The 22,767-nt window shown below is 63.3% G+C and carries 17 protein-coding genes, 2 tRNA genes and 1 pseudogene; 8 read left to right on the top strand and 12 right to left on the bottom strand.

From position 1 onward, the window contains the following. Positions 1-53: 53 nt before the first annotated feature. From AC1VON_RS24035 to AC1VON_RS24010, 6 genes are all read right to left on the bottom strand, one after another. Positions 54-347: an acyl carrier protein gene (locus AC1VON_RS24035; protein WP_027029416.1), complete on the bottom strand. Its 294-nt coding sequence runs from the start codon at positions 345-347 to the stop codon at positions 54-56. A 234-nt stretch (positions 348-581) separates the two neighbouring features. Then, positions 582-1,727: a slipin family protein gene (locus tag AC1VON_RS24030; protein ID WP_172350120.1), complete on the bottom strand. Its 1,146-nt coding sequence runs from the start codon at positions 1,725-1,727 to the stop codon at positions 582-584. 361 nt (positions 1,728-2,088) lie between these two features. Next, a tRNA-Thr gene (locus tag AC1VON_RS24025) sits at positions 2,089-2,156 on the bottom strand. Positions 2,157-2,158: 2 nt separating this feature from the next. Continuing rightward, positions 2,159-2,233: transfer RNA gene (locus AC1VON_RS24020), tRNA-OTHER, on the bottom strand. 229 nt (positions 2,234-2,462) lie between these two features. Beyond that, the gene (locus AC1VON_RS24015) at positions 2,463-3,011 is read right to left on the bottom strand and encodes a histidine phosphatase family protein (RefSeq protein WP_172350121.1); all 549 of its coding nucleotides are present in this window, start codon (positions 3,009-3,011) and stop codon (positions 2,463-2,465) included. Between the two features lie 99 nt (positions 3,012-3,110). After that, the gene (locus AC1VON_RS24010) at positions 3,111-6,131 is read right to left on the bottom strand and encodes a caspase family protein (protein WP_483125084.1); all 3,021 of its coding nucleotides are present in this window, start codon (positions 6,129-6,131) and stop codon (positions 3,111-3,113) included. Between the two features lie 128 nt (positions 6,132-6,259). On the opposite strand from AC1VON_RS24010, the gene AC1VON_RS24005 reads away from it, so the two are divergent. The 3 genes from AC1VON_RS24005 (at position 6,260) to AC1VON_RS23995 (ending at position 9,961) form a co-directional block, all read left to right on the top strand. After that, positions 6,260-7,210, top strand: coding sequence for an AEC family transporter (locus AC1VON_RS24005; protein WP_172350123.1), 951 nt, complete (start codon positions 6,260-6,262; stop codon positions 7,208-7,210). A 178-nt stretch (positions 7,211-7,388) separates the two neighbouring features. Then, entirely contained in the window at positions 7,389-8,846 is a 1,458-nt protein-coding gene (locus tag AC1VON_RS24000) for an NAD-dependent succinate-semialdehyde dehydrogenase (protein WP_483125083.1), read from the top strand. Between the two features lie 92 nt (positions 8,847-8,938). Beyond that, positions 8,939-9,961, top strand: coding sequence for an aldose epimerase family protein (locus AC1VON_RS23995; protein WP_483125082.1), 1,023 nt, complete (start codon positions 8,939-8,941; stop codon positions 9,959-9,961). A gap of 12 nt (positions 9,962-9,973) precedes the next feature. On the opposite strand, the gene AC1VON_RS23990 is transcribed toward AC1VON_RS23995, so the two are convergent. Then, a complete protein-coding gene (locus AC1VON_RS23990) occupies positions 9,974-10,894 on the bottom strand; it encodes a sugar kinase (RefSeq protein WP_483125081.1) in 921 nt (306 codons plus the stop codon). Between the two features lie 151 nt (positions 10,895-11,045). Between AC1VON_RS23990 and AC1VON_RS23985 the strand changes: the two genes are divergently transcribed. Together AC1VON_RS23985 and AC1VON_RS23980 are read left to right on the top strand one after the other, a co-directional pair. Then, positions 11,046-11,495, top strand: coding sequence for a FixH family protein (locus AC1VON_RS23985; protein WP_140773928.1), 450 nt, complete (start codon positions 11,046-11,048; stop codon positions 11,493-11,495). Between the two features lie 7 nt (positions 11,496-11,502). Continuing rightward, positions 11,503-12,702 carry a cytochrome-c peroxidase gene (locus AC1VON_RS23980; protein ID WP_483125080.1) on the top strand — a complete coding sequence of 400 codons (1,200 nt, stop codon included), beginning with the start codon at positions 11,503-11,505 and terminating at the stop codon, positions 12,700-12,702. A gap of 64 nt (positions 12,703-12,766) precedes the next feature. Here AC1VON_RS23980 and AC1VON_RS23975 read toward each other — a convergent pair whose 3' ends face one another. Continuing rightward, positions 12,767-13,219, bottom strand: coding sequence for an Lrp/AsnC family transcriptional regulator (locus AC1VON_RS23975; protein ID WP_056572481.1), 453 nt, complete (start codon positions 13,217-13,219; stop codon positions 12,767-12,769). 162 nt (positions 13,220-13,381) lie between these two features. Between AC1VON_RS23975 and putA the strand changes: the two genes are divergently transcribed. After that, on the top strand, positions 13,382-16,990 hold the full coding sequence (gene putA / locus AC1VON_RS23970) for a bifunctional proline dehydrogenase/L-glutamate gamma-semialdehyde dehydrogenase PutA (RefSeq protein ID WP_483125079.1): 3,609 nt from the start codon (positions 13,382-13,384) through the stop codon (positions 16,988-16,990). Between the two features lie 48 nt (positions 16,991-17,038). Beyond that, a pseudogene (locus AC1VON_RS23965) lies at positions 17,039-18,138 on the top strand (glycosyltransferase). Positions 18,139-18,181: 43 nt separating this feature from the next. Here AC1VON_RS23965 and hmuQ read toward each other — a convergent pair. The 4 genes from hmuQ to AC1VON_RS23945 form a co-directional block, all read right to left on the bottom strand. Further along, positions 18,182-18,496 (bottom strand): heme-degrading protein HmuQ, encoded by a 315-nt coding sequence (gene hmuQ, locus AC1VON_RS23960; RefSeq protein ID WP_095772901.1) that lies wholly within the window; start codon positions 18,494-18,496, stop codon positions 18,182-18,184. 57 nt (positions 18,497-18,553) lie between these two features. After that, a complete protein-coding gene (locus AC1VON_RS23955; RefSeq protein ID WP_483125078.1) occupies positions 18,554-19,600 on the bottom strand; it encodes an energy transducer TonB family protein in 1,047 nt (348 codons plus the stop codon). Positions 19,601-19,691: 91 nt separating this feature from the next. Then, on the bottom strand, positions 19,692-20,135 hold the full coding sequence (locus AC1VON_RS23950) for a hypothetical protein (protein WP_483125077.1): 444 nt from the start codon (positions 20,133-20,135) through the stop codon (positions 19,692-19,694). Between the two features lie 5 nt (positions 20,136-20,140). Next, a complete protein-coding gene (locus AC1VON_RS23945) occupies positions 20,141-22,360 on the bottom strand; it encodes a TonB-dependent hemoglobin/transferrin/lactoferrin family receptor (protein WP_483126369.1) in 2,220 nt (739 codons plus the stop codon). Positions 22,361-22,560: 200 nt separating this feature from the next. On the opposite strand from AC1VON_RS23945, the gene hemP reads away from it, so the two are divergent. Beyond that, a complete protein-coding gene (gene hemP / locus AC1VON_RS23940; RefSeq protein ID WP_010909946.1) occupies positions 22,561-22,767 on the top strand; it encodes a hemin uptake protein HemP in 207 nt (68 codons plus the stop codon).

Below are 22,767 nucleotides of genomic sequence, written 5' to 3'. Positions count from 1 at the left end.
CGGCTTTGTGGGTCAGGCGGCAGAGCGCGTCAAGGTCGCGTGCTCAACTGACGTCAGGCGGTCTTGGCTGCGACCAGCGCGTCGATCTTGGCGCACAGGTTCTTCATGACGAAGTAGTCGTCGGTCGACGCCTTGCCGTCATTGACTTCCTGGGTCCACTTTTCCAGCGGCACCTTGATGCCGAATTCCTTGTCGATGGCGAAGACGATGTCGAGGAAATCGAGGCTGTCGATGCCGAGATCGTCGATCGTGTGGCTCTCGGGTGTGATGGTGTCGATATCGATCTCGCTGGTGTCGGCAATGATCTTGGCGACTTTGTCGAACGTGGTGGAATTCGTGGTGGACAACGGGCTTTTCCTTCTTTGCGGGCGGAATCTGTCCGCATCTTGTTTGGGCGCTGTCTAATCGGTTTTTCCCAGCAGGAAAAGGCCTGATAAGCCGGGCGCAGATGGGTAGGCTGCCCAAGAAACGCAAGAAGGGCCGGCCGGTCAACCCGGTGGCCCTTCCCATTACGTCACGTCAGTCCCTGTTTCGGTGCCTGTCGTTTTCCCAAAACCGGAATCAATTTTGGGCGACATGCATCAGTTGTCGCGGAGCTTGACCAGGTCGTTGAGCAATCCGCCCGTTCCGTTGTGGACGGTCAGCCGCTCGACCTTGCCGGCGATGGTTTCCAGAGCCTCGAGCTCCTTCAGCCGCAGCATCACCGGGTTCTCCGCCATCACCCTGGCCGTGTTGAGCAGCGAACGCGTGGCGTTCGTCTCCTCGCGGCGGCGGATGACATTGGCCTCGGCCTGCTTTTCGGCCGACACCACCTGATTCAGGATCTCGCGCATTTCGCCCGGCAGGATGACATCCTTGAGGGCGATATCGCTGACCTCCACACCGATCTCGGCCATGTCGGCACGCACCTTGGCTGCCGCTTCCTCGTCGACTGTCACCTTCTTTTCAAGGATCTGGTCAAGCGTCAGCGAGCCCAGCGTCTTGCGGAAGGCGTATTGCAGGGCGCGGTAAAGGGCTTCAGAGAAGTCCTTCACGGCGCTCACCGCCTTGACCGGATCGACGACCCGGTATTCGGCGGCGATGTTGACGCGGATCGTCACGCGATCCTTGGTCAGCACTTCCTGCCCGGCGACGTCGAGCGACTGGCGCTTGAGGTCGACGACCTTCACCTGCACCATGCGTCCGACATTCCAGAAGCCGTGCATGCCCGCGGAAAGCGTCCGGACCAGAACACCGTCGATGAACAGCAACCCGGCCTGGCCGTCGAGGACCGGATGGACCGACATCAACTCCGCCTTCCTGGCCTGGCCGAGCCGGCGCATGACCGCCGGATCGATGGTCAGATCGGCCGATGTGTCGATCAGCGCCACCGTCCACGGACCGGCATCCGTCCACAGCACCAGCTTGCGATCCGGCGCCAGCACGGCATGCAAATTGCCGTCACGCTCGATGACGGCGACATCCGTGCGCCCGGTGCGAACGACGGTGAGATGACGCGCGGCCACATCCGGGAGCTTGTCGAACAACGCCTTCTCATATGCCGAAACGAATTCCGGATTCTTCAGATCGTGCCGGGACACTTCCAGGCTTCCGCGCCGATTGGCGAGCGAGTGCTCGCCCGGCAGCAGGACGGCCTTGATCTCCCCCTTGTGGAGGGTGAGGGCACGTTCGTTTTCCCTTACGAGGACGCGCTCGCGTCCAAGAACCTTGTCGAGAATAGTCGTCATTGTCTTACTCCTGTCGGGCATGGCCCCATGCGAGGCGTCACGTCATGCGTCGATCTTCCCTTCGTTTCTCGTTTCACGTCGTCATGGTCCGGACACGAATGATCCGGGGACTGGTGGCATCAATCCGTGGCGGGCCTTCGGGAGCGGGTCGCGGGGCAGCGAAGCGGGCTCGGCAAGCCTTGGCCTGCATTGCCGGCGACACTGCGCCTTGACCGTCACCGCGGACCTGGCCGCGAGCCGATGGCATCGGACCTTTCAAAACGGCCTTGGCCCGAAGGCTTCGGCCGTTTGTCAGGTCTTCAGCATTCCAGTCCCCGGACCGTTTTCAGATAACACCGTGGCAGGGTGCTGGCTTATCAGGCCAATGGAGAAGGAATCGAACCTTCGACAGTCAGATTACAAGTCTGATGCTCTCCCAACTGAGCTATCCGTGGTGCAGACGACGGGACTCGAACCCACAACCTCCGGACCCAAGTCCGGCGCTCTCCCAGTTGAGCTACATCCGCGATCCCAATCCCCAAAGCGGCGCCGTATACAGGGCGGCAAAGCCGCCTGCACGGGCGGAGACGAAAGCTCCAACCGTTGTGCTCACTTCGGTTCTCGTGACCGGGAGCGCGGCTATAGAGCCTGCGACGGGTTGTCGCAAGCGGCATTGTCGGGGCGAATTCGCGGCTTCTTTCGGGGGTGGTATTTCGGCAACACCGCGTCCGACGTCTGTGACGCGATACCGCATCGCTAGAAGGTGACACGGCCGAGCACACGCAGGCCGTCGCCCTGCGGCTCGACGACCACGGCTTCTCCCTCTCGCGGCGAAATACCGGTCAGCGCCACGATGTCTTCCAGATGGGTGACCATGACCAGGTTATCCGAGCCGGAATAGGCGCGGATTTCCTTCATGATGGCGGCGATCTGCGCTGCCTTTTGAGCATCGTCACCCCTCAGCAGATCGAGCGGCGCAAACAGCTCCGGCTCGGCCTCGAAGGCGATGCGGGCGGTGTCGAGGCAGCGGCAGTAGCGGCTGGACAGCACGCGCTCGATCGGCGCGGCGCGCGCGGCAAACAAGGCGCCGATCTTGCTCGCCTGCTGTTTGCCGCGCGCAGAGAGGTTGATCTGGGTGGCGCAGCTGTCGATGTCGAAATTGGCTGGATCAGTGGTGCCAGTGACCATGGCATGGCGCAGCAGCACCACATGGCCGCCATCGCGCAGCAACGCCCAGCCGGCATCCGTGGCATGGGCCGCGACGGGAATGACGAGCAGGAACAAGGCCAGGGCAAATCGGATCATCGCGGTCCTTCCAGGAGCCCGACACCGGGCTCCGGTCATTCGCATATAGGGATCGGAAGGCCGGCACAAAGACAAGCGGGCGTCGCAGACGGCCCAGTCTCACTTTTTGGCGAGCTGCTGCTTCACCAGATCGATCTTCTGGTCGGTGAGCGGGATGGGTACGGTGTAGCCGGCTTCGGTAAAGCCCTGCTTGGCGTTCTCGAAGAACTCGATGGCCCTGAGATATTCCGGCTTGCCGCCGCCATAGCTGGCGCGGTTCCAGTGGATATCGCCGAGATTATTCTGTTCGAAAGCCCATTGCATGGGCTGGTTTTCCCTTGTGAACACCTTCAGCGTCGCGGTGAAAGCCGCCTCGGCCTCGTCGAGATATTTGCCGGTCCGTTCGATATTGCCGAGGTTGAGCAGGCTCATGCCGATGCCATTCTGGGCGTTGGCCCAGTCGACGGGTGCCGATTCGATGGACAGCACTTCAAGTGCCGCCCGCCGCGCCGCGATCGAATCCTGCAAGGTTTTCGGATCGGCATTGCTCATGCTCAGCCAGTGCAGCGTCGAGCCCAGACCGGCCTGTGCCAGCGCCCATTGCCGAGGGTTCGTCTCGCGCTTGTATTCGCGCAGAGCATTCCGATAGGCGTCGACCGCCTCGCTGTAGTGCCCGGGCTTGTCCGTGACGCCGCCAAGCAGCTGAAGCGTGTTGCCGAGATTGTAGTAGCTCATGGCCCAATCCTGCGGGAATTTCCGCCTGACATAGACCTGTCGGGCGGTCTGGAAGGCTGCCGCCGACTGCTCAAGCTTGGCCGCATCGCGGGTCCGCTGGCCAAGCGTCTGGTAGATCGAGCCGAGATTGTTCTGCGCCGACGCCCAATCCATCGGGAACCGCTGGCGGGTAAACACCGTCAGCGCGTCGTCATAGGCCGCGGCGGCCTCTTCGAGCGTGCCCGTGCCCATATCGAAGCGGGCAACCCCGCTCAGCGCGTTGCCGAGATTGAGCCGGCTGGTCGCCCATGACACCGGAAAGGTCTCGCGGGTCCGCACCTTGAGCGCCGCTCGGAACGCATCGGCCGCCTCGTTGATCTTGGCCTTGTCGTTGAGCTGGATGCCTGAAGTCACAAGGGTATTGCCGAGATTGTTCTCGACCATCGCCCATTCCACGGGTGTTTTCTCGCGCGTGTATTCCTCAAGCGCCAGCCGGTAGGCTGCTTCCGCATCCTTCAGATGCCCGCCGTCAGGCTCACGCTCCGAGAGCGCATAGAGCGCGAGGCCGAGATTGTTCTGCGAAGCGGCCCAGTCGAGCGGCAGCTTGTCGCGTGGGCGCTTTTCGAGCGTGGCATGCATCGCCGCCACCGCTTCATTGAGTCGCTTCGGGTCGCTTTCCCGTTCCCCCACCTTCAAGAGCACATTGGCGAGGTTATTCTGCGCGGCCGCCCAGTTGCGGTCGTCCTTCTCGCGCTCGAAAATGGCAAGCGAATCGCGAAAGATCTGTGCCGCTTCTTCGAGATGGGCGGTTTCGGTCTCGCGTTCGCCGATGGTCTGCAACACCACCGCCATGTTGTTGCGGGTGATGGCCCAGTCGCGGTTCTGCTCGCCATTCGGGATGAAGTCCAGGATGACGCGATAGGCTTCGATCGCGTGCTGCAGCGCATCGAGGTCGCCGGTGACATACCCATGGGCATTGAGTGCCTCGGCTTCCTGGTTCTTGTAGTTCCAGCGCAGCTTTTCGTCCCATTTCTCGGCCAGCGAGAATGCCTTGGCGTAGTCGTTGGCGGCGGATCTGTAGTCGAAGATCAGCGCCGACGCGTCGGCGCGCCTGGCGTAGATGGCGGCGTCGGCGATCCGTTTCTGCCGGACCAGGTCCTCGGTCTCGTCAACCGCGTCGCTGTTCCGCTCGACCCTGCCGACCGCGTCATCGAGGAATTTGCGCGCCGTCACCATTGCGCCCTGGCTGACGGCCTTGTCGGCGGACGCGACCAGCCGTTTGATCTCCGGATCGTCTGTACGCAGTGCCGCGCGCGCGGACATCATCTTCTTCAGGCGCTCGGCTTGCGCGTCGAGTACCTTCTGCAGGTCGGCCGGATCCTCGGGGATCTTTTCGGTGCCGAGTGCCCTCAGCACCCCATAGAGCGCGTCGAGGGGCACTCCGTCCTGCAGCGAGGCCAGTTCCACCTGCGCCCGCTTCGGGTCGGGCAGGTCGGAGATGGTCAAGAGCAACTGCCGTCTTTCGCCGGTGATCAGCCCGTCATCGCCTGTCGGTTCCGGTGGCGCGACACCGAAATAGAGCAGCCGGCGCAGGCTTTCATTGACCCAGGGGCGCTGCCTTGCCTTGGTGTCGAGATAGACTTCCTCGGTCACCATGCGCATGACCGAGCCGAACTCCGTGCCTTTCATCGCCGCGAGGTGGCGCAGCAGCGCTGCCGCGTAAGGGCTGTTTTCACCGGCGGCACCATCCAGAGCCGGGCGCCCCGGCTCGGCGGCGAAGCCGACCACCGTGCCCAGGCTCGCGTCCGCCGCCGGCGTGTTGCCGAGGGCCTTGGCGCCACGCACCGGTTCCAGCCCGCCAGCACCGATCGGCTCGGCGGAAGCGGTTGGTGCGCGCCGCACCACGGCGTCGGCCGGAAACGGATTGGTGCGGCAGGCGTCGAGCAGCATGATCGTCACCGGCACGGTCTTTTTCAATTCATCCATGACGGCGGACATCGGCACCAGGGCCTGACCGGCATCCTTGAGCGACGAGACGTCGGCATCGACCGGAACCAGATAGTTCTCGCCACCGGCTTCGATACCGTGGCCGGAATAGTAGATGAAGGCGACGTCGGCGCCTTCGGCATCCTCGACGAATCGTTCGAGGTCGCGCTTCAGCTTGGCGGCATCGCGATCAGTGACGTTGCGGGCATCGAAACCGAGGTCGGTCAGCATCTTGGCCATGTCGCGGGCGTCGTTGGCCGGGTTGGGCAGGGCGGCGATGTGTTCGTATTTCGACTGACCGATAATCAGCGCCACACCCTTGAGGTTTTTCGGTTCGGCAAATGCAAACGCCGTCGCGGCAAGACAAAACAGAGCGGCGACGAAGACCGTCAGCCACATCCGCGCAAAAAGATTGCGTCCTGAGGTTTCGACAAAGGTCATTTGTCGTTCGTGTCCGCCCTGATGTTCCAAACCCTCTATAACGCTGCCTGCAGACCATGATCAAATTCGGGCATGATCAAATTCGGGCGCGATTGCGCCACGGGCGTGGCTCGCCTATCCCTGAAAGAATGTCCCCGCTCACAGAAACCGTGCTTTTCGTCTTCAGCCTGGTTGCGCTCGGCTATCTCGCCGGGCTCACCGGCTATCTCAGACCGGCGAGCGGTGAGGGGATATCGGACTTCGCGGTCTCGGTGGCGATGCCGCTGCTTCTGTTCCAGACGATGGTGAATGCCGATTTCCACGGCGTGGCGCCATGGCCGCTGTGGGGGGCTTATTTCACGGCGGTGGCGATCACCTGGGCCGCCGGCCATGTCGTCACCACGCGGATCTTCGGACGTGATGCGCGCGCCGGCGTCGTCGGGGGCGTGTCGTCGGCCTATTCCAATGTCGTGCTGCTCGGCGCGCCGTTCATCCTTGGCATATTCGGTCCGAGCGGCTTCGAAGTGCTGTCGCTTCTGGTCTCCGTGCATCTGCCGGTCATGATGATGGCCTCGATCGTGCTGTTCGAGATGTTCGGCCGCGGCAGCGGTGAACATGTCCATCCGCTGCGGGTGCTGCGCAGCTTCCTGCGGCGCTTGTTCATGAACCCGCTGATCATCGGCATTCTGCTGGGGCTGGCATGGCGGCTCAGCGGCGTGCCGCTGCCCGACCTCGCCATGCGGCTGGTCGATGCGCTGGCCGACACGGCGGGGCCGGTGGCGCTGTTTGCCATGGGGCTCAGCCTGCGCCGCTTCGGCGTTTCCGGCAATGTCAGGCCGGCCCTGGCGCTTTCGGCGCTGAAGCTGTTCCTGATGCCGGCGCTGGTTCTCGCCTTCGTCTGGCTGCTCGGCCTGCCTCCGATGACCGCCAAGGTGGCGGTCGTGGTCGCAGCGCTGCCATCCGGGATCAATTCCTATCTCATCGCCGTGCAGTTCAACACCGGCCAGGCGCTGGCTTCGAACCAGATGACCATCGCCACGGCCTGTGCCGCTGTCACCACGGCTTTCTGGCTGACCGTGGTTCTCCACATCTACGGCTAGTTCGTCTTCGGCTGGTTTCGCGCTGGCCCAAAGCCTATATGCCATCTTGCAATTGATTGCGTGGCTTGCCCTAGGTAAAGAGCACTGGCTCCAGTGTCCCGGCCTCGATATCATCGGGCACGCCCATCGAAGAAAATCCAGATACCGGCCCGTCAGTGCGCCGAGCGGAGGCTAGACCATGCTTCAGAAAACCAGCCATTTCATGCGGCAGGCCAATCTCATCAACGGCGAATGGGTGCAGGCCGACAGCGGCCAGACGGTCGACGTCAACAACCCGGCCACCGGCCTCAAGATCGGCACCGTGCCGAAGTCGGGCAAGGCCGAGACCCGCCGCGCCATCGAGGCGGCCGATACCGCCTTCAAGTCGTGGCGCAAGACGACCGCGCTCGAGCGTTCGAAGCTGCTGCGCAAGCTGCATGACGCGATGATGGACAATCAGGACGTGCTGGCCGAACTCTTGACCATCGAGCAGGGCAAGTCGCTGTTCGAATCCAAGGGCGAGATCGGCTCTGCCGCGGCCTACATTCTGTGGTTCGCCGAGGAAGGCCGCCGCACTTATGGCGACGTCGTGCCGTCGCCATGGGCGGACCGCCGCATCCTGGTGACCAAGGAGCCGGTCGGCGTCATAGCCGCCATCACGCCGTGGAATTTCCCGTCCTCGATGCTGGCCCGCAAGCTCGGCCCGGCTCTCGCCGCCGGCTGCACCGCCGTCGTCAAGCCAGCCTCGCAGACGCCGTATTCGGGCCTTGCCTGGGGCGCGCTGGCCGAGGAAGTCGGCTTCCCCAAGGGCGTCGTCAACATCCTGACCGGTGCCGCCGGCGAAATCGGCGACGAAATCTGCGCCAACCCGCTGGTCAAAAAGATCACCTTCACCGGCTCGACCGAGGTCGGCAAGATCCTGATCCAGAAGTCGTCCGTCACCGTCAAGAAAGTCTCGATGGAACTCGGCGGCAACGCGCCGTTCATCGTCTTCGACGACGCCGATATCGACCGTGCCGTCACCGGCGCCATAACAGCCAAGTACCGCAATTCCGGCCAGACCTGCGTGTGCACCAACCGCTTCCTCGTGCAGGCCGGCGTCTATGACAAGTTCGTCGAGAGACTGGCCGCCGCCAGCAATGGGCTGAAGGTCGGTTCCGGCCTCGAGGAAGGCGTGCAGCAGGGACCGCTGATCGACGAGAAGGCGGTCGAGAAGGTCGAGGAACTGATTGCTGACGCCACCTCGAAGGGCGGCAAGATCGTCGCCGGCGGCAAGCGTCATGCGCTCGGCGGCTCGTTCTTCCAGCCGACGGTCATCGCCAATGCTACACCCAAGATGCGCTTCATGAAGGAAGAGATCTTTGGCCCGGTCGCACCGGTGTTCAAGTTCGAGACCGAGGAAGAGGCGGTGCAACTGGCCAACGACACCGAGTTCGGCCTTGCCTGCTATTTCTACACCGGTGATCTCGGCCGTGCCTTCCGGGTCATGGAAGGGCTGAAATACGGTATGGTCGGCGTCAATGAAGGCCTCATCACCACGCCGGAGGCGCCGTTCGGTGGCGTCAAGGAATCAGGTCTCGGCAAGGAAGGCGGACATCAGGGCATCGAGGATTATCTCGATACCAAATATGTCTGCATCGGCGGCCTCGGCCTCTGATAGGCGGCTCTTGAGATGGGCAGCCCAACGGGCGGCCCATCTCTCCTGGGAAGACCTCCCGAAGTCCTCTGGATCAACTGGCATTTGCGGGCATGGCGATGAAGGACGGCGAGGTTTTCGGCACGACACAGGCGGGCGAGCCCGTGCGCCGCTTTACCATCCGGGGCGGTGGCCTCACCGCCAACATCATCGGTCTCGGCGCCATCATCCAGGATTTGCGCCTGACCGGCCATGAGGCGCCGCTGGTGCTCGGCTACAGCACCCTACAAGAGTATGAGGCCGACAACGCCTTCTTCGGCGCGGTGGTCGGCCGCTATGCCAACCGCATCCGCGACGGCCGCTTCACCATTGGCGGCAACCGCTACCAGACCGAGCCAAATTTCCTCGACAGGCACACGCTGCATGGCGGCTCGCAGGGCTATTCGCACCGGCCATGGGCGGTTTCACTGCACGGCCGGGATTTCGTCACGCTGACGCTGCACGATCCCGACGGCGCGATGGGCTTTCCCGGCGCGCTCGACGTCACCTGCACCTACCGGCTGAAGATACCCGGCGCGCTCAGCGTCGAACTGACGGCGACCTGCGAGGAGCCGACGCTGTGCAATCTCACGCAGCACTCCTATTTCAACCTGGATGATGGCGGCGCCGGCGACATTCTCGATCACAGGATGATGCTGAACGCCGGCGCCTATCTGCCGGTCGATGGCGACATGATCCCGACCGGTGTGGTCAAGCCGGTTGACGGCACGCCTTTCGATTTCCGCCAGGCGCGGCCGTTGCGCATGGAGACCGAGGGCGAACAACTGCCGTACGACCAGAATTTCTGCCTTGCCTCGGCGCGCGGGCCGCTGCGGCAAGCGTCATGGACGCAAGGGGCAAGCTCCGGCGTCGAGATGGAGGTCTGGACGACGGAGCCTGGCGTCCAGCTCTATACAGGCCAGTATGTGACGCCCCGCAAGGGGCTGGAAGGGCGAGACTACAAGGCCTTCAGCGGCTTCTGCCTGGAGCCTCAGATATGGCCGGATGCGCCGAACCGTCCGTATTTTCCACAGGCGACGCTGTGGCCGGGTGCAATTTATCACCACGTGACGGAATATCGTTTCCGTCTTCCCTAGTTTCTCCAGGCGCTAGTTTTCAAACGCCGCCCGCAATGTCTCGAACGGCGCGAGCGCGCCGCGGACCCGCACCACGGCGGCGGCGACGCGATGGGCCCGGCTTGCCGCTTCCCGCGGACCATGGCCGGCAAGGCGTGCCGCCAGATAGCCGCCATTGAAGGAATCGCCGGCCCCGGTCGTGTCGACTGGGTCCGCGACATGGATGGCCGGCACGTCGTGCAGCGTTCCGTTTTCGGCAATCAGCGCCGGCTGTTCGCCGTTCTTGACGACGACTTCGGCGACCCATTGCCTGAGCCGTCCGGCGGTCGCCTGCGGTGTCTGGTCACCAAACAGCATCTGCTCGTCGGGGAAGGTCGGCAGTGCGATGTCGGTGACGCCGAGTGCTTCGACAATCGCTGCCTGCGCGCTTTCGCGGTCGCGCCAAAGCCGCGGCCGATAGTTGGGGTCGAAGGCGATCAGCGAGCCAGCGGCGCGTGCCTTGGCCACGGCTTCCAGCAGTGTTTTGCGCGCCGCATCCTCCAGAATTGCCAAAGTGATTCCGGAAAAGTACACAAGCGCCTGATTTTCAAGGTTTTTCGACAGCGCGGCGGGATCCGATGCAAGCTGCCGGGCGGCGGCGTCGCCGCGCCAGTAAGTGAAGGAGCGTTCGGCCCCGGTCAGCGTGATCGCGTAGAGGCCGGGGCGTGCGCCCGATATCACCGGGCTGGAGCCGATGCCGATGCCGTTTTCGGCGAAGAAGCCGATCTGGCCTTGCGAGAAGGGGTCATCGCCGAAGGCCGAGACATAAGTCGCCGGCCGGCCCTGGCTCAAGGCATGCAACGCCCACAGCGTGTTGAAGGTGTCACCGGCAAAACCCATGCGCCAGTTCGTGCCGGTCTGGCCCGACAGTTCGAGCATGCATTCGCCGATCGATGCGACGCCGTTTCCCGCCATCTGCTATCCTCCAGTGATTTCCGTGCTGTAGCTTTTTGCCGGCGGCGGCGCCATGCTTGGCAAGCAGGCTTTTTTCCGCCACAGCGTTTTCCCACAGGCTGGCGGGATGCGATCCACCCGGCAGAACGTTGTCTGCAGAAGAGGAACCGGTTTGGCATCGATATGGCGTTATCTCCTGGCGGGTCTTGGTCTGGCTGCTCTGCTGGTCGGCGTTCTCGCGGTCGTCTATCTGACGGCGCCACAATCAGCGCAGCTTGCCGGCCCGGATGTCTCGCGGACGAAGAAATCCGAGAATGGGCTGTACATGGCCAGCTTCGTGCCGGAACGGGGCGTGGTGCGGCAGGGCGAACTGGAATCCTGGCTGCTGACCCTGAAAACAAAGACGGGGGCTTCGGTGGAGCGCGCCGCGATCGCCATCTCCGGCGGCATGCCGCAACACAATCACGGCCTGCCGACCAGCCCGCAGGTGACCGATTACCTGGGCGACGGCCGCTACCGCATCGAGGGGCTGAAATTCACCATGAGCGGCTGGTGGCAATTTCGTTTCGCCATCTCGTCCGGCGCCGGCTCCGACACGGTGCTGTTCAACGTGGTGCTGTGAGCGATCGATGAAGCGCCTGTTCTGCTTTCTGGCGCTGACGGTGGCCGTCATCCTTGGCGGCTGCGGCAAACCGGATTTTTCCGACGCCGAGAAGAAGACCATCGCTTCGCTGGCCCTGAACACCTTGCCGTCTCTGAAGCCCGACACGACCAATCGCTTCGCTGACGTGCCGGCCGCGGCGGCGCTTGGCTCGACACTGTTCTTCGATCTGGGCATGAGCCGCGACGGCACCGTGTCGTGCTCGACCTGCCACAAGATCGACCGCCAGTTCCAGGACGACCTGCCGCAAGCCGTCGGCGTCGGCCGCACCAACCGGCGCACCATGCCGCTGGCGGGCGTGGCGCGCGACCCCTTTTTCTTCTGGGACGGCCGCCGCGACAGCCTGTGGGCGCAAGCGCTGACCCCACTCGAAAACCCGCTGGAGCAGGCTGGAAACCGCGCCGCCTACGCGCATTACATCAAGGCCCGCTTCGGCGAGCGCTATGAGCGCATTTTTGGGCCGCTGCCCGACTTTTCCGGCATTCCGCTGAATGCCAGCCCGCTCGGCACCGATGCGGAGAAGGCCGCCTGGAACGCGATGAGCGATGCACAGCGCGACTCGATCAATCGCGTCTTTGCCAATATCGGCAAGGCGATCGCGGCCTTCGAACGCTCGATCGAGCCGCCGCAGACGCGCTTCGACCGCTTTGCGCTGGACCTCGCCACCGGCGCCGAACCGAAAGGCGATGCGGTCTTTACGCGCGAAGAAATCCTTGGGCTGAAACTGTTCATCGGCAAGGCCAATTGCGTAACGTGCCACGACGGCCCGCGCTTCACCGACAACGGTTTTCACAACACCGGTGTGCCGCCCGTCGCGGACCTGCCGCCGGATCGTGGCCGCGTCGACGCGGTCCACCAAGTCGAGGCTGATCCGTTCAACTGCTTCGGCACCTATCGTGACGGCGACGTCGCCGCCTGCGGCGAATTGCGCTTCATGGTCAAGGATGCGCCGCAACTGATCCGCGCCTACAAGACGCCGTCGTTGCGCGGCGCGGCCACGCGGCCGCCCTATATGCATGCCGGGCAGTTTTCGTCGCTGGACGAGGTGGTGGCGCACTATGCCAAGGCGGCTCCCAGCGCCGAGGGGACATCCGAGATCCATCCGCTGGAATTGTCGGATCGCGAGCGTGCCGCGCTGGTGGCGTTCCTGAAGACGCTGTCGGAGTAGGCTCTGTTGTCTTGTTTGACCATGATCTGGTCCGAAAACCGGCGCCCGCTTTTCGGGATCATGGTCAGCGGTCCTTCACCGTCTCCATCGCCACGAAGGTCGAGGTCTGGGCGACGTGGGGAAGGGCCGAGATGCGCTCGCCCAGCACACGGCGATAGGCGGCGATATCCCTGGTGCGGACCTTCAACAGGTAATCGAAACTCGACGCCATCATGTGGCACTGCTCGATCTCAGGCACGGACTGTACCGACCGGTTGAATGCGTCGAGTGCTGCTGAACGGGTGTCGGACAATTTCACCTGGACGAAGGCGACATGGCCTTCGCCCATGCGCTCGCGGTCGATGATTGCCTGGTAGCCCCTGATATAGCCGTCCTTCTCCAGCCGCTTCACCCGCGCCTGCACCGGTGTCTTCGACAGACCGACCTTTGCCGCCAATTCCGACATGGAAAGCCGGCCATTGCTTGCCAGCGCCGACAGGATGTTTCGGTCGATGCGGTCCAATTGGTCTTCTGTCATGGAAATCACAGTCCAAGCTTTGGAAAATTGACATAATGATAGGTCGATTGGTTTGCCCTGTCGATTTCTTTGGACCGATGGAAATTCACAGCTGTGCTAGCTTGCGCCATTCGGTCCGGTGACCGCCGGCCCGCTCCCCGATGCTCGTTCCGCAGGACCGCCATGCCGCTCGACACCATCCGCCAGCAGATCCGTGCCAACTATTTGCCTGACGAAGACGATGCCGTGAAGCGGCTGGCCGAGGCGACAGGACTCTCGACAGAAGATCGGAATGCGATCTCGGCCCGCGCCGCCGATCTGGTGCGGGCGGTGCGCGGCTCGTCCGATCCCCGGCTGATGGAGGTCTTTCTCTCGGCCTACGGTCTCTCCACCAAGGAGGGCGTGGCGCTGATGTGCCTGGCCGAGGCGCTGCTGCGCGTGCCGGACACCGAGACGATGGACGATCTGATCGCCGACAAGATCGCGCCGCATGATTGGTCCGCGCATTCCGGTGGTTCGAGCTCGATCTTCGTCAACGCCTCGACCTGGGCGCTGATGCTGACCGGTCGTGTCCTCGACGAGGGCGAGGGCGGGATCGAAGGCACGCTGCGCTCGATGGTGCGGCGGCTGGGCGAGCCGGTCATCCGCAAGGCGGTCGCCGCCGCCATGCGTGAAATGGGCGAACAGTTCGTGCTCGGCCGCACCATCGCCGAAGCCGTCAAGCGCGGCCGGCCGATGATCCAGAAGGGCTATCTCTATTCCTTCGACATGCTGGGCGAGGCGGCCCGCACCGAGGCTGACGCGCTGCGCTACCACAAGGCCTATGCCGATGCGATCTCGTCGCTCGATTCCGGCTCGAACGGTCCTGACATCAGGCAGAACCATGGCATCTCGGTGAAGCTCTCGGCGCTGCATCCGCGCTATGAAGTGGCGCAGAAGGAAGAGATGCTGCCTGTCATGGCCGAGCGACTGTTGTCGCTCGCGCTCGCGGCCCGGCATTCGCGCATGGGCCTCAATATCGATGCCGAGGAGGCGGATCGGCTCGACCTTTCGCTCGACGTCATCGAGCGGGTTCTGGCCGAGCCGGAGCTCGCCGGCTGGAACGGTTTCGGCATCGTCGTTCAGGCCTATGGCCCGCGTGCGGCCTTCGCTATCGACTGGCTCTACGCGTTGGCGAAGAAGTACGACCGCACCATCATGGTGCGGCTGGTCAAGGGTGCTTATTGGGATACCGAGATCAAGCGGGCGCAAACGCTCGGGCTTGACGGCTATCCCGTCTTCACCCGCAAGGCCAACACCGACGTTTCCTACATGGCTTGCGCGAAAAAACTGCTCGGCATGACCGACCGCATCTATCCGCAGTTCGCCACCCATAACGCGCATACCGTCGCCGCCATCCTGTCGATGGCGGGTGATCGCAATTCCTTCGAGTTCCAGCGCCTGCACGGCATGGGCGAGGCATTGCACGAGACGGTGCGCCAGGCCGAAGGCACGCGCTGCCGTATCTATGCGCCGGTCGGTGCGCATTCCGACCTGCTGGCCTATCTGGTCCGCCGGCTGCTGGAAAACGGCGCCAACTCTTCCTTTGTCCACCAGTTGACCGACGAAGACGTCGAGCCGGAGGACATCGCGCGCGATCCGCTCGAAACGATCGAAAGCCAGGGCCCCGCCGCCAATCCGGCGATAGCCCGGCCTTCGCAGATTTTTGGCGCTGGCCGCCGCAACTCGAAGGGATTCGACATCACCGACACGGTGACGCTGGCGGCGATCGACAGGGCCAAGGCGGCCTTTGCCGGACCGGACCGGTGGCATGCCAAGCCGATCACGCGGGCCGCCGGCTATGGCAAGCAGCGCCCGGTGGTCAATCCGGCCAAGCCTGACGACGTGGTCGGCACCGTTCACGAGGCCGCGGCCAAGCAAGTCGCGACCGCCGTGCGCATTGCGGTGGAAGCGCAGCCGGCTTGGGCAAGGCGTCCCGTTGCCGAACGCGCCGCCATCCTCAACCGCGCCGCCGATCTCTATGAAGCCAATGCCGTCGAGTTCTTCGCGCTGGCCACCCGCGAGGCCGGCAAGTCGCTGGCCGACGGCGTGGCGGAAGTGCGCGAAGCCGTCGATTTCCTGCGCTATTACGCGGCCGAGGCGGCAAACGCCGAGACGGGCACGCAGGCGCGCGGCGCCATCGTCTGCATTTCGCCGTGGAATTTCCCGCTTGCCATCTTCACCGGCCAGATCTCGGCAGCGCTGGTCACCGGCAATTCGGTGATCGCCAAGCCGGCCGAGCAGACACCGCTGATCGCCTTCCGCGCCGTCGAACTGCTGCGCGAGGCCGGCGTGCCGGAGGACGTCATCCAACTCCTGCCCGGCGACGGCCCATCGGTCGGCGCGCCGCTGACCGCCGACCCGCGCATTGCCGGTGTCTGCTTCACAGGCTCGACCGAGGTCGCCAAGCTGATCGAAAAGCAGTTAGCCGAGACCGCGGTACCGGACGCCATGCTGATCGCCGAGACCGGCGGTCTCAACGCGATGATCGTCGATTCCACCGCGCTGCCCGAACAGGCGGTGCGCGACATCCTGGCCTCGGCCTTCCAGAGCGCCGGCCAGCGCTGCTCTGCGCTGCGAGTGCTCTATGTGCAGAAAGACGTCGAGAAGAAGATGCTGGAGATGCTGAAGGGCGCCATGGAAGCGCTCAACATCGGTGATCCCTGGCAAATTTCGACCGATGTCGGCCCGGTCATCGACGATGAGGCACAGGCTTCGATCCGCGACTATTGCTCCAAGATGGGCCTCGAGGGCCGGCTGATCGCCAAGCTCGAGGCGCCGAAGGATGGCCGCTTCGTCGCGCCGCATGTGTTCAGGGTCAAGGGCATCGAGGAGATGGAGCGGGAAGTGTTCGGGCCGGTGCTGCATGTCGCGACATTCGACGCCGATGAGATCGACGCTGTGATCGCCGCCATCAACCGCAAGGGCTATGGCCTGACTTTCGGCTTGCACACCCGCATCGAGGGTCGCGTGCAGCATTTCGTTGACGGCATTCACGCAGGCAACATCTACGTCAACCGCAACCAGATCGGCGCTGTCGTCGGTTCGCAGCCCTTTGGCGGCGAGGGGCTGTCCGGCACCGGGCCGAAGGCCGGCGGACCGCATTATCTCCGGCGTTTCCGCAAGGGGCCGGAGGCGGGCACCCATCTGCAGGATGGCCACAAGGTGACGGCGACCGAGCTGGCCGACAATCTGCCCGATCCCACGCTGGGCGGCTGGTCGACGCGCCCGGATCGGATCGCGATCCTGAGGAAGCACCTGCGCGGCAAGGGAGCTGCCGCCATCGGGGCCGCCGCTGGTATCGATTTCGGCCAGGTCGATCTGCCCGGGCCGACCGGCGAGGCCAACACGCTGTCGCTGTCGCCGCGCGGCCGCGTGCTGTGCCTGGGGCCGGACGCCGACACGCTGCTTGCCCAGACGATCCAGGCGCTTGCCGCCGGCAATGCGGTGCTGGCCGTTGCCCCCGGGGCGCCGGCGGCGCTTTCGGCGTTGACCGGCAAGGGGTTGCCGCTCGCGGCGATAGATGGCCGGCCTGATCCGGTCGAGGCGCGCTCGCTGCGCGTCGATGTCGTTGCTTTTTCGGGCACGCCGGAAGCCGCGCGCATCGTGCGCAAGGTCATTGCCGAGAGGACTGGTCCGATCGTGCCGCTGGTCAGCGAAGTGCTCAACCCTGCGGCCTATGCGCATGAGCGGGCTGTCTGCGTCGACACGACCGCGGCCGGCGGCAATGCCAGCCTGCTGGCAGCGGCATAAGGACTATTCGTACCTCGCTTGCCTTATGTCGAGTTGCCGGGGATAAACATGGCCGGCAATTCGAGGGGGGCAACCGATCAGATGAATAACAAGTCCCCACCGTTTGAGCTGCCGTGCGTGGCGGTGGTCATCACCTGCTACAATTACCGAGCCTACGTCGAACACGCGATCCGCTCGGTGTTGGCGCAGACCTATCGGAACTGGAGCTGCGTCATTGTCGACGACGCCTCGACCGACGGTTCGGCCGACCTATCCGCGAGCTTCTGGCGGCCTTAGACGATCCGCGCCTGCGCCTGCTGGCGCGCTCACAGAATGGCGGGCAGATCGCGGGATTCCGCGATGGCTTCGCCGCGACCGACGCGCCTTTCGTGGTATTTCTCGATGCCGACGATGCGTGGCTGCCGGATTTTCTCCTGGCGCATCTGTCCGCCCACCTCAACGCAACACATTCGGCCGCGCTGTCGAGCTCCGACGTGTTCCTGGTCGATGGCAGCGGCACCTTGCTGAGCGGCACTTTCCTTGCCTTGCGCAAACCGCGCTCCGGGGTTGATGACAATGGCGTCGCCATAGCGCCTGGTGGCCAGCTTGCCGATATAGCGTCCGGGATTGCCTACGCATCGAAGCATCCGGTGACCTATTTCACGCCTGCGACAACTGGCTGGCTATGGTCACCATGCTCTGCGATCATGTATCGGCGTGGCGCGCTGGAATCGGTATTGTCCTTCCCGTTCAAGGCCAAGGTGGGTACGGATTATCTGACGGCCACGTGCGCGCATCTGGCCGGTGGTAGCCTCATCCTGTCCGAAGGCCTCAGCCTCTACCGCCTGCACGGGTCGAACCTGTCCTCCACTGGCGCTGCCTTTGCCGGCGGCCATGTGGGGCAAACATCTGGCTACCGGGCCTACAGGAGCATATTGGCGGCGGATGTCGTCGACTATGTGCTGGAGAATTCAGCCTGGCTCAGTGATGTCAACGGGCGCAAGTTGGTACCCGCATTCCTGAAGCAGCATGTGCGTCAGTTCAGGGAGCTGGCCGACGATCCGCGACTGATGCGAGATCTGACCCGGGGACGGCCCTGGCAGTGGCTGCGCATGCACATTGCCCAATGGCTGCGTCGGCTGGGTGGGCGCGGTTCCACGCGACCATGACGAGGGTGCCGGAGGTTCTCACAGTCGCTCGGGCAAAGCCACGTCAGGCACCCTCGACGACGGAGAAGCCCTCGAATTGCGGATGGCCGAGATAGTGGACTTTCGTCGTGCCGACATTCCTGTGGGCAGCGCGGAAATTCTCCGATCTGGTCCAGGCGACAAAATCGTCCTGGCTTGCCCACACGGTGTGCGAGGCAAACAGCGTATAGCCTTCGGTCTCGTTGACCGGGCCGCGCAGCAGGTGGAATTCCCGAAAACCCTTCATCTCGGCAAGGCTGGAATCGCGGTTCTTCCATACGGCTTCGAAATCGGCTTCCGAGCCGTTCTGCACCTTGAAGCGGTTCATGGCGATGTACATGGGATTTCCTTTTTCAATCAATGGATTGCGGACTGTTGATGGTTGAAGGCGGGACATTCAAAACGGCCCGATAGCGCCGGTAAACTCCAGGCTGCTGCCGATTTTGGGCGGAATAGGCGGGAACGGCGCCGCCTTGCGGACGATGCCAAGCACGATCTGGTCGAAGTTTGGCGATCCGGAGCTTTCCAGGATACGCAGGTCATCAATGCCGCCTTTGCTGCTGATAGCGAATGTCACAACGGCATTGTTGCGCGCGGTCAGTTGCAGGGAAGGCGGGACGGCTCGATTGACGCGGCTGAGCTTTCTGATCACATCGCCCCGGTAGCTGTCTTCCGCGGCGCTGCCTGGCTCTTCCTGTTTTTTGCCCTTGCTGGCCGCTTGAGCCAGCCGGTCCTGGCCGTCAGCGGTGCCGCGCTTCTCATCCGCTGCTTTTGAAGGGATCGCCGCCGGCGTTGGCCTGGCGCTGGGGATCGGCGGCTGGTCCGGAACGGCGACAGGCGTTTCGATGGTTTCGGCCTGGGCTCTTGGCTGTGCCAGCGTTTCGGCCTTGGCAGCCACGCTTTGGTCATCGGGGCGCGGGGCCTCCGCCACCAGTATGTCCGGCGTGACCGCTTGCTGTTCGACAGCTTCCGGCAAAGGCTGGGGCAGTTGCTTTGCCGCCTCCTTTGTCGGCTCGGGAGCTTGGTTCACGGTTTCCAGCTCGGGCCGCGAAGGTTTTGCCGGCGGCGCTGGTCTGGCAGGCTTTGCCTGATGTGGCCTGGCCGGCCGAGGGCTCGGCACCAGCCTGACGTTCACTGCCGCGGGGTCCTTGTCCAGTGCGCTGCCGGCGACCTTGTCACCTGTCTGATTGCTGCCTTCCGACTGCTCCGCATCCTGGAAATCGAATGTGCCGGCGGGCGAAACCAGAAAGGCCGCCGCTGCCGCGGCATGGAGCAGACCGGAGATGATAATCGCCGTCGCCCACTTGCCGTTGCCGGCTTGCGGTCGCGTCTGGGCAAGCGGCTCGGCCGGCGCTATCGCCAGCTCGCCGCTGGCGTCGGGGAGGGGACTGACTTCCTGCATGTTGCGGGCCGGAAACTGCAGCGGCCCACGCAGTGTTGTCAAATCAAGATCGATTGCCCCGCACGGCAGTAGACCGCAGCCGGTCATGGACCATGCCGCGGTGTCTTGTGTGAACGCGGTGTGCAGCCCCACCTTAGACGCCGAAAACGATGCCGGTCTTGGTGTCGGTCTTCAGCCTGCGCATGCAGGCGTTCGGCTCGACGCCGGTGCCGGCGCATTCCGTCGCGCTGTTGATCAGAACGCGGCTGATCTTGGTGCAATCGGTGCCGGCGAGATCAAAGCGCGTCACCTTGGTCTTGCCTTCCGGCAAATCCTTGAAGTCGAGCACGGTCAGCCGGTCGACGACGCCAGCCTCGTTGAACAGCGCGATCTCGAATGCCGCCTTGGCGAGGCCGGCGCCGAGGTTGTTGTTGACCAGGAATGTCAGCCGGCAACCCTTGTCGGAAGGTTGCGCGGCGTTCAGTTCGAGGGTCAGCGCGGGGACCGACGCGGACCCTTCAGCCCACGCCGGAACCATCGCCAGCGACATCGCAAACGTCGAGGTCAGCAGACGAAGGGATGTCGTCAAGCTCTTCATGACCATCAGCCTCCAAAACGCATGGTTGCCGCCAGCTTCAACGTTATGCCCGGCTCATAGACCGCAACTGTCGTGCTGCCGTTCAACGGGTTGGCGTATTTGACGTCGAACAGATTATCGGCACGGAAATCGACCTTCAGATCGTCCGTCGCCTGATAGCTGGCGAAGGCGTTGACCAGCGTATAGTCCGTGGCCACGGCATTGCCCTTCGGCTTGCCATTGTATTGCACTTCGCCGCCGACGGTCAGCTTGTCCTCGAGGAAGCGCAGGCCAAGCTGGGCCGTGACCTGAGAGGACGGTATCGTGGCGAGGTCTGCTCGAACGCCCGTGTAGGAAATGGTGTGACCATTGGTTATCGAGGCAGAGAGGCCAGCATATCCCCAACCGGCGTCATAGAGGCCTTCCAACTCGAAGCCGTTTATCTTGGCCTTGGCAAAATTCTGATACTGGTAGCAGATCGGGATGTAGCCGGGGTTGTTCATGAGCTGGTCCCAATCGACCGGGCAGGCGCTCGCTGGATTGGTGAAGGAAGCCCCGAAGGAGGTACCCTCTATGTAGTCGTCCACATTGTTGTTGAAGTAGGCCGCCTTGATGCGAAGCGCATCGCCGGGTTCAAGGATGTCATTCTGTTTGTAGTTGACGCCGAATTCCACGGTCTTGCCGGTCTCGGGCTTCAGGTTGGGATTGGGCAGGAACGGGAAGGTGACCCCCGCCGGATGGTTGCCGCTGATCAGTGTCTCGGTCAGCGATGGAGAGCGGTAGCCCTCCGCATAGGTGCCGTAGAACTGCAACCCCGACAGGCTTGGCGTGTCGAAGGGCGTGACGCCGACGGTGATGCGCGGCGAAAGACGGTCACCTGACGTTTCATGGGTGCCGTCCTTGAGGCTGTAGTTGTCGTAGCGCAGCCCGGCAATGACTTCGAGCCATTCCCAGGTGAGCTTGTCCTGAACGTAGGCTCCAGAGACGTTACGCTTTCCCGAAGGTGTGTAGAAACTGTCTCCGCCCGCGGTACCGCCGGTTTTGACGTCATCATTGACCCAATCGCCGCCATAGGTCAGTTCGTGCGCTACGCCGCCAGTCTCGAATCTCGATGTATTCCAGATGTCTATCGCCGCCGTGCCGACATCGAATGTCGATGTCGATCCAACCGGAAGGATTATGGAATCGCCCGTGATGGGATCGAATCGGCTGAGAGGAACAAGGCTGGTCAGGCCGAGATTGGTCTTGTTGTAGGAGGTGTTGATATGGAGATCGAGCCAGCTCTTGTCTTCGTCGGTGATGTTGTAGCGAGCCGTGAAAGTGTTGGATTTCAGATCGGCATCATTGATCGGCACGCCGCCGCTGATCTCGCTCCAGCCGTCGCTTGAGCCGACCCAGCCCAGCTTCAACTCGCTGTTGTCGGTCGGGCGGATGGTGGTCTTGAGCAGGCCGCTCAACACGTCGAAGCCGGTGCCCTTGACGGTGTCGCCGCCACCATCCTTGTAGTCGTCATAGTTGCGGTAGACGATATTGCCCAGCACATCCCAATTCTCGTTGAGACGATAGGCGCCGGTGGCACTGGTGCTCCAGCCCTTGCCGTTGCTCTCGTAGCGTCCGGTGACGGAGCCGGCCCACGTCTCTTCAGGCTTGAGAAAATCCGAGGCATCCTTGGTGTCGAAGAAGACGACACCGCCAATGGCGCCCGAACCGTAGGTGTTGGCGACAGGACCACGGATCACATCGACGGATTTGACGAGCTCGGGATCGATATAGAAGGTCGACTGCGTGCCGTGGTCGGACCGCTGGAAATCCTGGCGTGCGCCATCGACGATGACGGCGACACGGCCAAAATCCTGCAGGCCGCGGATGTTGATGCTGGTGCTGACACGCCTGGCGTCGGCCTGCGCGGCGACACCGGGCACGCCGAGCAGCATCTCGTTCGGCGTCGTCGCCATGCGACGGTCCAGCTGTTCCTGATCGATATGGCTGGCCGAGGCCAGTGATTCGATCGCCGTTTCGCCGGTGCGGCTGAGCACCAGGATCTTGTCGAGCAGCGTCGCACCCGCGGGTACTGCTTTTTCCTGGTCAGCCTTCTTCGATTGATCCGTTTGATCGCCCGCCGGCTGCGTTGCCTGTTGGGCGCGGGCTGCCGGCGCGGACAGAGCGATGACCGCCACGCTTGCCAACAAAGCCGCCATCCCGCTCGCCGCCGACCGGCCACGCCATTCCCAGTTCACCAACCCCATGCCCCAACTCCAAATTCCAGGTTTCATGCTGGCTGGCCCGGGGCTGGCTGGCATTTTTCATCGTGTCCGGCGTGTTAAATGTTGACTCATTTGCTCCGGTATTGCACTGACTAATAAACATGATTATTCAAGTCAAGAAATGAATCGGCAATTACGCAACGCCTAGCCAGATGCCCGGCACAGGAAAGGGATCGACCCAGATGAACACGCACAATCCCAACGATTTTCGTTATCGCGTCCGGCGTTCCGATGATGCCTCCACCCGCTTCGACCGGATCCCGCTGGCGGTGCGAACGCTGTCCAGCAACACGCTGTTCCAGGGCGAGCACGAGATCGGCATCGAGCATCATGGTGCGCTCTACCGGCTGAAGATCACCCGGCAGGGCAAGCTCATTCTCAACAAGTAA

The organism is Mesorhizobium sp. HAY1-8B (genome assembly GCF_056868045.1).
The sequence above is the reverse complement of the archived record's forward strand: the minus strand, read 5'-3'. Positions and strand labels throughout refer to the sequence as shown.